Here is an 11257-nt window from a genome sequence, read left to right as displayed (position 1 = left end):
GAAGGGCTCATCCCTTCTCTAATTCATACTCTTTAACTTTTCTATAGAAGGTAGCTTTGCTGATCCCACTTAACTCTATCGCCTTGACTGCTGTAATCTCTTCAGCCTTCCATTGCTTATAAGCTGACATGAACTTATCTGTCACAGCCATAACAGGCCTACCTAAGTGTTTACCTTTACTCTTGGCTACAGCTATACCTTCGGCCTGTCTTGCCTTAATGCTGGCCCTCTCCTGCTCGGCTATGGTACTAAGCACTTCTATCAACAGATTATTAATCATGTCCATGATCCAATCTTGACCCTCTGGTATCTCCATCATGGATGTAGGAATATCTAGGATCTTTATCCTTACCCCTTCACTCCTGTAGTATTCAAGCTCATCCTTGATCTGTTGTTTATTACGGCCAAGTCTATCCAATGACTTTATGTAAATAGTATCGCCCCTCTGAGATACCTTCCGGAGTAGTTGATACTCTACCCGATCCATATCTTTACCGGATACCTTGTCAGCAAAGATGAACCGATACTCTACATACTTCTGTAGTTCAACCAACTGACGATCTAAGTTCTGTTCCTTAGAAGAAACCCTAGCATATCCATAGACTCTCATACCCTTAACCCCCACACGCATATTGCCTAGAGAGAGTATATCATAAGTGTATCTAAAGGTCTAAGTCAATGATAATACGTTTAATAAAGACATATATAACCTTATGACACATAGGTCATAGACAGGAAGCATTGGTATCACTACATAAGAGAAGAGACTAATATTAGTGTCTAAAGGTATACCTTATAAGACGAAGTATAGAGAGCACGGCACAACGATAAGTCTCACCCAACTCTATATGAACTCAAGCACTTCTGATTTATTTCATGAGTGCTTGAGTTTCTGTATGAGGGGGTAGCTTTCTTTTTTAAGTATATATTTTTAGGTGGAAGGTTGCCCCGACAATTTTATGCACTAAATTCTCCAAACCCTTAATCAATTGTTAAACTGTTTTGGCTGACTCTGATACACTACTGCCCTCATAATTATATCTACCAAATTTCTGACAACCTTGCTTGGTTGTTAAATAGTCTTATCAGAAGTAACGAGGTGACAAGCATCATGGCAAAGCAAACAATCACTCCTATGACACCACCGCCACTACAATCCGATGAACAAGACAGGCAACTCCTGTATGAATATATTTTTAAACAGTTTATAGCTTCTGGTGCTACGCCTATTGAAGCAACTACCTCTACTGAAAACTTGATGATTAAGCATTCTAGCAATCTCTTTGGTATTGATGGTCTTGCTCATTATATAGGATCACTATCTATTCCTTTCTTCTGTAAATACTTCCTCCAAGATACCTTTGTCCCTTCACCTACTAACGTAGCAAGAGAATTGTCTGACATTCATATTGAGATATGGGAAGAACTCGACAACATGTTTCTCAAAGATGAATACGACAAGATTGAAGTCATCTGGCCTAGAGGCTGTGCTAAGACCACCATTGTAGACTTTGCATTGTCAGTGTGGCTTCATGCTTACAAGAAATCAACGTACACGCTGGTTTGTGGTAGGACCGAAAGCGATGCCACCGAGTTTTTAGCCCAAACACGACAAGCCTTTGAGGAGAACGTCTACATCCTTCAAGCCTTCGGTGCCTTAGTACAACCCAGCAAGTTCATTGTAAATAAATTAGAGCTTGAGCTTGCCAACAAGACGAAGATACAAGCTTTCTCGTCAACATCAAGCATGAGGGGTAAGAAATACAACGGCAACCGGCCCAATGTAATTATCGCTGATGACTTCCAAGGCAAATCAGATGTGATTACACAAGAGAGCAGGGACAAAAAATACAACACCTTCATCGAAGACAGTGGTTACGCTGGAGATAAGGCAGTCTTCAGAAAGAAGGTCAAGATTAAGCAAGCCACCAAGTTCATAGTTTGTGGCACAATCCTTCATCGTGACTGTTTTATGTCTCGCCTTCTATTAAATAAGGACTACAAACGCATCATAAAACGTGTGGTAGACTTCGATGTTGATGAATACTTCCATGAGGGATTATGGGAAGAGTTCAGACTGATTTACTTTGACAGTAAACTACAGGACAGCGCATCCCACGCTAAGGAGTTCTTCTATCAAAATGAATCCCAAATGAAATTCGCAACCATATGGGAAGACAAGTTCGATCCACTGGATCTAGCCTTAGACTATTACAACAATCCGTCAGCGTTCAAGCAAGAAATGATGAATGATGCCTCCAAGATCGGTGATAAGTGGTTCAAATCAAACAGAACAGAATCACCATCAGAGATTGAGAGCCATACCTTCACTAAGACTATGCTATGCGTTGATCCAGCATCCACTGATACAACTAAAAGTGACAGCTTCGGCTTCCTTGTAGGATCAATGGCTGACAATGGATTTAAGTATGTTCGCAAGGCTGAACTACTAAAAATCGATGCCAGGACCGCTTTTGATAAGTATATTCAACACATCGTTGATCTCCTCATGAATTATCCTGACATCTCAACGGTTTACATTGAGAAGAACACGTTCAATGGCTCGGATGCCAACAGGCTTGAAGAGTTTATTGGTAAAATTCCAATGCTAAGGGCTCGGAACGTAGTCATCTTGTGTTAGCAACAGTTGAAGAACAAAGATGACAAGATTGCGACTTGCGTTTCAGATGTAAACAATGGCCGGATCATTCTCAACGCTGATGATGAAGTCTTCATTAATGAAGTCATGGATTTCTCAGGACAAGCAACGAGTTCACATGATGATGCGCCCGACATATTAAGTGAGTTCGCTAATCGAATCAATGATGTAGCCGTCACACAAAAGGTAAGGGTTACAGACAGAAGACTTTTGGGTATTTAGAGAGGAGCTGATATTTGATGCCAGTATCATTGGAGTTATTGCAGAATTGCAAAGAAGAGTATGAGCTGAATCTAGTTCAGTACAATAAGATGCAAAGCTATTACGATGGCAAGACCGATGCCCTAGCAAATTATCAAATGGTGACGGAACGAGCAAACAATAAAATCTCTAACAACATGCTTCAGAAATTTATTAATGAAGAAGCCGCGTACTGCGTAGGTAATAAGATCACATACTCCAGCTACGCTAACGATCCTGATATCATTGAAGATGTAAGGGTTAATACGATTCACTGGTCAGAGAAGCACGACAGAGAGCTTTGCAAAGAGGCTCTTATTTTTAATGAGGCTTATGAATTATATTACATCAATACCGATGGCTTATTCTCAAGCATTATATTAACTCCGAATGATTCATACGTCCTCAGAGACGATATCGGGAACGTCGTGTTAGTGATTAGGTTCTTCATGAAGAAGTTCGACTTGATTACCCGATATGCCGATGTTTATGAAGGAAATACCATCACCCATTATACTGTTGAGGGATCAAATTTTGTCCAATATGGGACGGTAGACACTACTATTTTCAGCAGAGTGCCAGTTAGCGTCTGCAATATTGGAACCATCTATGAATCGCTGTTCAACAACATTAAAGGGGCGCAGGATGGCTATGAGACGATCACAAGTGATCTAATCAATGAAATATCTGATATGAGGAACGCCTTTTTAGTGCTTACTAACTGTCAGGTAGAGGATGACGATCTCGGTAAAATGAAGCAACTTGGTGTCATGCAATTGCCGAACAAAGATAGTTCAGCCCAATTCTTGATTAAGACCTTGAGCGATACCTTTATTCAAAACGCCATGACTACACTGAGAGAGAATATGTATGAATTAAGCAATCACATCAACCACAATGAGAAGCTATCAAGCAATACCTCATCATTAGCCATGAAAAATCGTCTCATTGGCTTGCAGCAAAAGTGCACTAACAACGTCCAAGCGGTTCAGGACTGTATTAAGCTCAGACTACAGTTTCTCTTTGAATATTTAAAGGTGAAACAGAATAAGAGCTATTCCTATGCCGATATTGATATTAAATTGACTCCCAATATCCCAAGCGATGACTTGATGATGGCACAGATCCTTTCGCAGCTCAATGGAAAGGTCAGCACTAAGACAGGGATAAAACAATTAAGCTTTGTCAGCAATGTTGATGCTGAAATGGAATTACTTGCCGATGAAAATAAGGCAAATAGTGTTGGCGGTGCCCTACTTAATGGTGGGGTCTAATGCCTAACGATGTAGATCCTCTATATAGGAAGAAAATTGAGCAGATCAAGATAGATGGTGAAGATTTCGCTTCCAATGCCATGAAGGATGTCTTCGTTGAACACAAGGCTGCGCTCGATCAATTGCATAGACTCATCAGCAAAATGTATATAGATCACGCCAAGGATGGCTTATTGAATTTAACATCGGCACAAAGGAATGATCTCACTGCTACTGTTAAGGCAACACTAAAAGAAATGGGTATAAGCCTTGCCAAAAGTGAGTCAAGCAAAGTTTATCGTATGCTGATAGAGATTTTCAAAACAACTTATTATCAGTCAGCTTTCGTTTTAGAGTCTGGAATGAAGACTAATATTAAACTCAATCTCTTGAAGAATGAGTTCGTTGCTTCAGCTGTCAATTCAAAGTTCAAAGGCGAGTTGTTCAGTAAACGCATATGGGAGAACAAGGCAAGCATGATGGATAAATTGCAGTCATCGATTATTCAAGCTATGAAAGGTGAAATCCACCTTGATAAAGTAGCAAGAAATATGAGAGATACGTTTAACGCGACAGCCTATCAGTCAATGCGTTTGGTGATGACAGAGGCGGCCCGTGTCCAGACACAAGCAACCGATGATGTGGGACGTTCAACTGGTGTAACCCAACAAATGTACTCTGCAACGCTAGATATGAAGACGAATCCTGTTGACGCTTCATGCGATGGCAATGTCTATGATATTAATGATTCCGGTAAACCAAAGATCCCAAATCATCCAAATTGTCGCTGTTGCTTTGTAAACGTGCCTTACGCTGGTTGGAGCCCGACCTCAAGAAGGGATAATTCCACTGGTAAGAACATTGGCTATGCGACCTACAAAGATTGGGCTGAGAGCAAAGGAATCTATTAGAAAGAAGTGTCTCGGGCAAAATAAACTGGATCAAAATTCACGACAATGGGTTTATTTAATTCTCAAATCTCGAATAACTCCCCATTCTTTATGAAATTCGCGAGTCAGAGTCTCAGCCGCTTTTTTGCTAAAACCTTCCTTTCTAAAATGTTTAACATGAATCTTTGTGAATATTTTCAGCCACTCTTCTAAAAAGTGCGTTGAAGGTACTTCGATTTGCAGTCTACCTTCATCCATAGTATTTTTCAATCTATCACCTGGAACGCCAGGTTGAATATATAGTAATTGGGATTTAATAATAATATCAATCAGACCAGCATTTTTAAATGAATCAAACAATATATTAAATGCACACGGAGCCGGATCAAGGAAATTAATATGCAATATCATATACTTATTGGTTATGGTTTTACCCCAGAGTGTATTAACATGGCCTTTAATACATCCTTCGTGCATCTTGATAGATTCTCTTATATCGGGGTGATTTGAAGTGTCTAGTATTACAAGAGGGATTGCCTTTCCTCCTGCTCTGTGTTTTGTGGATATTACAGCATCGGATACCAAATCAATACGTGGATAAGAAGTTATGTTTTTATCTGAATGCCATTTATCACTAAAATTCATACCCAACTATTTCCTCTCTAATGTATATTTCTTCTTTTTTAGCGACTGAACCATGAATGTCATTAACTACTATATAATGTGTATCTATATCTATTGAGTCGTATGTCTTTTTAGGTAATTCAAATACTATCCAACCAGAATGAGAATTATGGGAAGAAATATTGACTGGGATTTCTAATCTTGCGAGTTCGGGGTAAATACTTATATCGTTGGAATATTGCATTATATATCTGTTGTCGTTATAAACAATTTGTAATTGTGCATTAGTTAATGAGTTCGCCTTATCAGATAAATTCAACACAGTAATTTTTAAAAAAAAATATATTCTATCCAATCCGTATTCATTATATAGGAAACTATCATATATCTCTTTTACGATTAAGTTGGCGCTGCCTGTTTCGTAAATAGCCTTTTGCAAAACATAAGACTTCCTAGCAAATCTTGCTTGAATACCATAAATAATCACAGCAATCAAAGCAATGGCAGCACTAACGATCGCAATGATATTTGTTAATTGAGACGAGTCCAAAGTTTACTCCACCTTTTCAGATCACTTTTAAATTGATACTACAGTCCCATAGATTTCTTAGCTGTTTCTGATGCAATTTCAACAATAAGAGGTTTTGCTACATCATTCCATAATCCACCTGCCAACTTTTTACCAATTGATTTTATCTTTATAGCGGCTAGACTAGTCCTTGGGTTATCGGAGGCTATAATTTCAATATTATCTACAAATTCTTTCTTATCTGCAGCATTTAATTTCGAATACTCTACCATTTCTATTAAAGCCTTTATTCTTTCTGTAGTCCAAGGATATGGTTTTCCACATTCATGACAATACGATGGCGGTTTAATTTCGTCCCAATCAAAAACGCCATCATAATGGATTTCTCCTCTAATAAACGAACCACATTCGATACATTTAGAGATATTCCTTTGTCCACAGGTCTCACAATACTGTGTATTGTTCTCCGGATTTTTGATACTTGATTGATTAATCATATGTCCGTTCAAGCATATTAAAGCTACATCTTGTATCGGCATAATTCACTCTCCCACAATTAATAATTATCATTAAGTTACAAAAGTAACGAATCAAGTATCTAGCATATCCCATTCATCGCCTAACACCCAGCGCAAAGCGGAAAGCTTACCGTTAATCATCCCCCACTCAAAATCATCCCAAGGCCCGAGGTTTTCTAATCCAAATCTTCTTTCGACCTCTTCCGCCGCTTTTAATGCTCCTTCCCAAATGTCCCTTTGAATCGGGCGAGTGCTATGGTCTTTGATGGGGAATGTCTCCTTCTCAACTATTCTAATAGTTCCATCGTCGATTTTCTCTCTACTAATTTGATGACGATTATACCAAACTTTATTAAATAGCTCGTCCATAGCTTCGATGATTTCACTTACTTTTTTTGGTTCTTCAACCCACTCCAATTCACTCATAGAATCATTAAATAGATCAGGATTAATAATAAGTAGCGCATCGCTCAAAGTTATAAAATAAAGCGATCTAACCGGTGAAAAACAAGCTGCTATATCCGGGTGAGGTACCTTATTGCTAGCGGTTGGATGACTAAAATCCTTAATGTTGTGGGATATAAAGGCAAATCTACTTCTGGTTGTGGCCTTTGCCTTTACAACATCGCTGTAAACCTCAATCAGAATCGCATCGTCAATCCCGTTCCGTTGTCTGTGAAATGGAGCACGCTTGTCAATTGCACGCTGTGCCGCGTGGAGCTTCACTGAATCAGAAATTTCAATAATGGGCGTGATAGAGAATAACTTCTCTATCCGGCTAACTGTGTCTTCAGACGCTTCACCTAAAGTTGGGAGGCGCTGATCTACGTCGTTAAGATGTGATAGCACGATGTCTTTTTGGTGTGGATCACCAAATTTATCAACAGCTTCCTTAACCCGTTTAAAGGTGCTGGATAAGCTACGACTGCTTTCTTGGATAATACGAGCCTTGTTGCGATCAAATTCATCGACTATTGTACGAGGCAAAATAAGTTCTATATCTCCCTGTTGAATAAGTTCTTGAAGTGCCAGTAGAATCGTTTGTTGCTGGTAATCTTTGGCTAGATCGAGCCACACACAAGTATCAATAAGAATCTTAAACACGTAATGCTTGCTCCTTTCATTATGTATTCACAGAATACTTATTATTTCAACAAAATAACAAGCATTCCTTCATTTAGGACAACAAAAGTGATCCAAATATTCGCTCCCACTGATACATGGAATATAGGAATGAATGTAGATCAGTTTCACTGCAGACCCGAACAAACTCATAAATATTGCACCAATATGGACTTTGATTACGTGACTACAACGATTCGTTCAGAACAAAAGAATATTAAGGTTAGTCAGCATCCTGAAAACAGGGTGTTTTTATATACTATTAATTGCACTCCATAGGCTCAGGCATATGTAGGGCAGAAAGAAGGATTAATAAAATGGACATTACAGAAATACAGGCTTACCTCGATACCAACAAAGACACACCTGAAGTGCAGAGCTATATTGGAGGACTCATTACATCCGATAGAGTGAATGCGTTTCTAAATGGGGATGAAGGCAAGAAATTACTTCAACCTAAATTGGACACTTACCATTCAAAAGGATTGGAAAGCTGGAAGACCAACAACCTTGATAACCTCGTCACGGCAAAGGTCAAAGAACTCTATCCTGACGCTGATCCAAAGGATGTGGCGTTAGCTGAAATGAGAGCTGAGATCGCTAAGATGAAGACCGATGGCTTGCAGAAAGAGCTTACAATTTCCACTTCAAAGCTGATGCAAGAAAAGCATCTGCCTCTAGAATTAGTGGGCTTTTTCATTGGATCTGACGAAGCGACCACCGCAATCAATCTAAGCAAATTAGAGAAAGTATTCTCAACTCACATAGAGTCAGCCGTGGCAGAACGTCTTAAAGGGGGCTATGTTCCACCAACCGGATCAGGCGCACCTACAACTAAGAACCCTTGGAGTAAAGAAAGCTTTAACTTGACCGAACAAGGCAAGCTCATGATTGAAAACCCCACACTTGCAAGTCAATACATGGCTCAAGCAAGCAATCAATAAATTTGAAAATGAAAGAGGTAATTTAAAATGGCATCGACTAAAATCAGTGATATCATCGTCCCTAGCGTATTCAATCCTTATATAGTTCAGGAAACTAACCGTCTCGACTCATTCGTTCAAGCAGGAATCGTTGTTAATGATCCTGCGTTCGATATCCTCGCAACAAGTGGCGGTACTGTCGTCAATATGCCTTTTTTCAATGACTTGTCTGGAGATTCCGAAGAGCTGTCCGACACGGTAGCCCTTGGAGTTAATGCGATCACCTCTGGCCAAGACAAGGCTCGGCTTCATATGCGCGGTAAAGCTTGGGGCGTGAATGACCTTGCAACAGCTCTGTCTGGTGCTGATCCTATGGGCGTAATCGCCTCTAAGGTCGCAAAGTTTTGGGTTGGTGAGCGTTCTAAAATGTTGTTTAAGTCTCTTGCAGGGATTGAAACAGCACTCGCATCCAATGTCTATGATATTTCCGCAGGAGCGGGTGAATTGGCTGTCATCAGTGGCAAAGAAACCCTCAACGCTAAACAAAAGCTTGGCGACAATGCCAGTAAGCTTAAAGGTATTGCCATGCACAGTGCCACTTACACCAAACTTCAACAAGATGATCTTATCGTTTATTTCCCTACATCCAACGTCAATGTTCAAATCCCAACCTACCTTGGCTACAAAGTGATCGTTGATGATTCCTGTCCTGTAACTGGTGGAGTCTACACAACGTATCTCTTCGGTGAAGGAGCCTTTGGCTTGGGTAATGGATCGGCCCCTGTCCCAACAGAGACGGATCGTGATAGTCTCGCTGGCGAAGATATCTTAATCAATCGTCAACATTTCATTCTTCATCCTCGCGGTATCAAATGGAATGATGTTGCGGTTGTAGGGAAGACCCCTACGTTCGCAGAGGTTGCAACGGCTACCAACTGGACTCGCGTATACGATGCCAAGAATATCCGTTTGGCTATCTTCAAACACAAATTAGCTTAGTTGATTTAGGGGGCGGAAAATCGCCCCCTATTTTTATGATCGGAGGTAGAGAGATATGAGTGTAACAGCCTTTAATCGCAAACGTAGAACTGAAGCAGAAGCGAAGGCCAAGGCCGACAAGACGGGCAAGAAAGCAGTCGTGGCTGAAAGCAAAGGTGAAAAATGATGCTCTTAGATGACATCAAAATAGTGTTGGGGATAGAACTAGATACCTCAAGAGATTACTTGCTGAATATCTACATTAGGACGGCAACCACGTTGATCTCTAAATACCTAAAAGCCAATGATAAAGTAGATATTCAAGCCTTGTATCCTGACGCAATCATTGCATACGTTGTTATGGCAATGGCTAAGAGGGGCAATGAAGGGCTCAAACAATTCTCTCAGGGATCAAGAAGTGGAAGCTATGGTGATGACCTACCTGACGGTGTTAAGGCGTTACTGCCTCTTCCTAGAATTGCGATGAGGTGATGCAATGCTTAAAAACTATAAAGTAGAAGCGTATAACAAATTGCCCTCCACTAAGGTCGACGGGATTACTATGCAGGGAGCCTTAGAACGGATTGGAACTGTCTATTGCGATATGCAACCTTACTCGAAGGCCTTGCTGATTAAACAGTATGGGTACGATCATGAGGTGACAAGGCAATTCTTCATGGATTCAAGCTCTAACATCAAGATCGGTACAATTCTTCATTACACTAATCCTCGAAACATTATTGAAAAATATGAAGTCAAGGCTATACCTTGGGATGCCGATGGGTACATTGTGGTGGTCTGTAATGGAGTTTAAATCGTATAAGAATGATGTACTCAAAGCCATGAAGGATTGTAAGAAAGAGTTCTGTGAAGGTGTAGGGACTCTCGTTGTCGCAGAGGCACAAGGCTTAACTCCTGTCCTAACAGGAAACCTCAAAAGATCAGTGACTTATGAAGTGATGTCTGATAACGCAGGGGTGAACGTAGGAGTTACAAACTCTGCTCCCTATGCTGTTGTGATTGAGAAAGGGTTGTCGGGACACAAAGCACAGCCATTCCTTGAGCCTGGGGCCATGAAAAGTGTCTCTAAGGTCACTAACATTGCAGAAAATATATACCGTAAGTTAGGCGGTGCGTAATGCTTAAACTATACGGCTTAATCAATTCAATGATTGAACCCATATGCAATTGCTTCGTTGACCATTATCCAGAAGGTGAGACGAAGATTTATCCTTATGCTGAGATCCGTTTTTCGAACACGCTACCCAACAATTCATTCTCTGATAACAGCCTATTAGAGATTGATATTTGGAACGACAAATCGACAGATATCAGAGACATCGAAGGGATCACGGATTCAATCAATCTAGCACTGAACCGGTTGCAAGTAAACAATGAGTACTTCAATGTCTCGATCAATAAGAACACACCTTACAGGCTGGCATTGGCTGATCCTGAAATTCACATTCAACGAAGACAGCTCAGATATGTCGCGACAGTCTACTATAAATAGAAAGAAGG

Annotated in this window: 14 protein-coding genes; 9 read left to right on the top strand and 5 right to left on the bottom strand. The window is 40.3% G+C overall.

Annotation, left to right across the window (positions count from 1 at the left end; translation table 11 throughout):
- Window positions 1-7: 7 nt before the first annotated feature.
- Entirely contained in the window at window positions 8-610 is a 603-nt protein-coding gene (locus tag DSOL_RS21640) for a recombinase family protein (protein WP_075366856.1), read from the bottom strand.
- 501 nt (window positions 611-1111) lie between these two features.
- Between DSOL_RS21640 and DSOL_RS29155 the strand changes: the two genes are divergently transcribed.
- The 3 genes from DSOL_RS29155 to DSOL_RS21625 all read left to right on the top strand — a co-directional run bounded on the left by DSOL_RS29155 (window position 1112) and on the right by DSOL_RS21625 (window position 5063).
- The gene (locus DSOL_RS29155; protein ID WP_235838941.1) at window positions 1112-2641 is read left to right on the top strand and encodes a hypothetical protein; all 1530 of its coding nucleotides are present in this window, start codon (window positions 1112-1114) and stop codon (window positions 2639-2641) included.
- Between the two features lie 257 nt (window positions 2642-2898).
- The gene (locus DSOL_RS21630; protein WP_075366855.1) at window positions 2899-4173 is read left to right on the top strand and encodes a phage portal protein; all 1275 of its coding nucleotides are present in this window, start codon (window positions 2899-2901) and stop codon (window positions 4171-4173) included.
- A complete protein-coding gene (locus tag DSOL_RS21625; protein WP_075366854.1) occupies window positions 4173-5063 on the top strand; it encodes a minor capsid protein in 891 nt (296 codons plus the stop codon). The genes DSOL_RS21630 and DSOL_RS21625 overlap by 1 nt, the downstream gene beginning before the upstream one ends.
- Window positions 5064-5114: 51 nt before the next feature.
- Here DSOL_RS21625 and DSOL_RS21620 read toward each other — a convergent pair whose 3' ends face one another.
- The 4 genes from DSOL_RS21620 to DSOL_RS21605 are packed head-to-tail and all read right to left on the bottom strand — an operon-like array spanning window position 5115 to window position 7817.
- Complete coding sequence (locus DSOL_RS21620; protein ID WP_075366853.1) at window positions 5115-5687, bottom strand: hypothetical protein; 573 nt, start codon at window positions 5685-5687, stop codon at window positions 5115-5117.
- Window positions 5677-6216 carry a hypothetical protein gene (locus tag DSOL_RS21615; protein ID WP_075366852.1) on the bottom strand — a complete coding sequence of 180 codons (540 nt, stop codon included), beginning with the start codon at window positions 6214-6216 and terminating at the stop codon, window positions 5677-5679. Before DSOL_RS21615 ends, DSOL_RS21620 begins: the two co-directional genes overlap by 11 nt.
- A gap of 38 nt (window positions 6217-6254) precedes the next feature.
- Window positions 6255-6734: a DUF2321 domain-containing protein gene (locus DSOL_RS21610; RefSeq protein ID WP_075366851.1), complete on the bottom strand. Its 480-nt coding sequence runs from the start codon at window positions 6732-6734 to the stop codon at window positions 6255-6257.
- A 51-nt stretch (window positions 6735-6785) separates the two neighbouring features.
- Window positions 6786-7817, bottom strand: coding sequence for a PIN domain-containing protein (locus DSOL_RS21605; RefSeq protein ID WP_075366850.1), 1032 nt, complete (start codon window positions 7815-7817; stop codon window positions 6786-6788).
- Window positions 7818-8152: 335 nt separating this feature from the next.
- On the opposite strand from DSOL_RS21605, the gene DSOL_RS21600 reads away from it, so the two are divergent.
- The 6 genes from DSOL_RS21600 to DSOL_RS21575 all read left to right on the top strand — a co-directional run bounded on the left by DSOL_RS21600 (window position 8153) and on the right by DSOL_RS21575 (window position 11249).
- A complete protein-coding gene (locus DSOL_RS21600) occupies window positions 8153-8779 on the top strand; it encodes a DUF4355 domain-containing protein (protein WP_083642904.1) in 627 nt (208 codons plus the stop codon).
- A gap of 27 nt (window positions 8780-8806) precedes the next feature.
- A complete protein-coding gene (locus tag DSOL_RS21595; RefSeq protein ID WP_075366849.1) occupies window positions 8807-9757 on the top strand; it encodes a major capsid protein in 951 nt (316 codons plus the stop codon).
- A gap of 162 nt (window positions 9758-9919) precedes the next feature.
- Window positions 9920-10228, top strand: a complete 309-nt coding sequence (locus DSOL_RS21590) for a phage head-tail connector protein (RefSeq protein WP_075366848.1) — start codon at window positions 9920-9922, stop codon at window positions 10226-10228.
- Window positions 10229-10232: 4 nt separating this feature from the next.
- Window positions 10233-10550, top strand: a complete 318-nt coding sequence (locus DSOL_RS21585) for a hypothetical protein (RefSeq protein ID WP_075366847.1) — start codon at window positions 10233-10235, stop codon at window positions 10548-10550.
- Window positions 10540-10875 (top strand): HK97 gp10 family phage protein, encoded by a 336-nt coding sequence (locus DSOL_RS21580; protein WP_075366846.1) that lies wholly within the window; start codon window positions 10540-10542, stop codon window positions 10873-10875. The genes DSOL_RS21585 and DSOL_RS21580 overlap by 11 nt, the downstream gene beginning before the upstream one ends.
- Window positions 10875-11249, top strand: a complete 375-nt coding sequence (locus DSOL_RS21575) for a hypothetical protein (protein ID WP_075366845.1) — start codon at window positions 10875-10877, stop codon at window positions 11247-11249. The genes DSOL_RS21580 and DSOL_RS21575 overlap by 1 nt, the downstream gene beginning before the upstream one ends.
- The last annotated feature ends 8 nt before the right edge of the window (window positions 11250-11257 follow it).

The organism is Desulfosporosinus metallidurans, from assembly GCF_001936615.1.
GTDB lineage: Bacteria > Bacillota > Desulfitobacteriia > Desulfitobacteriales > Desulfitobacteriaceae > Desulfosporosinus > Desulfosporosinus metallidurans.
The sequence above is the reverse complement of the archived record's forward strand: the minus strand, read 5'-3'. Positions and strand labels throughout refer to the sequence as shown.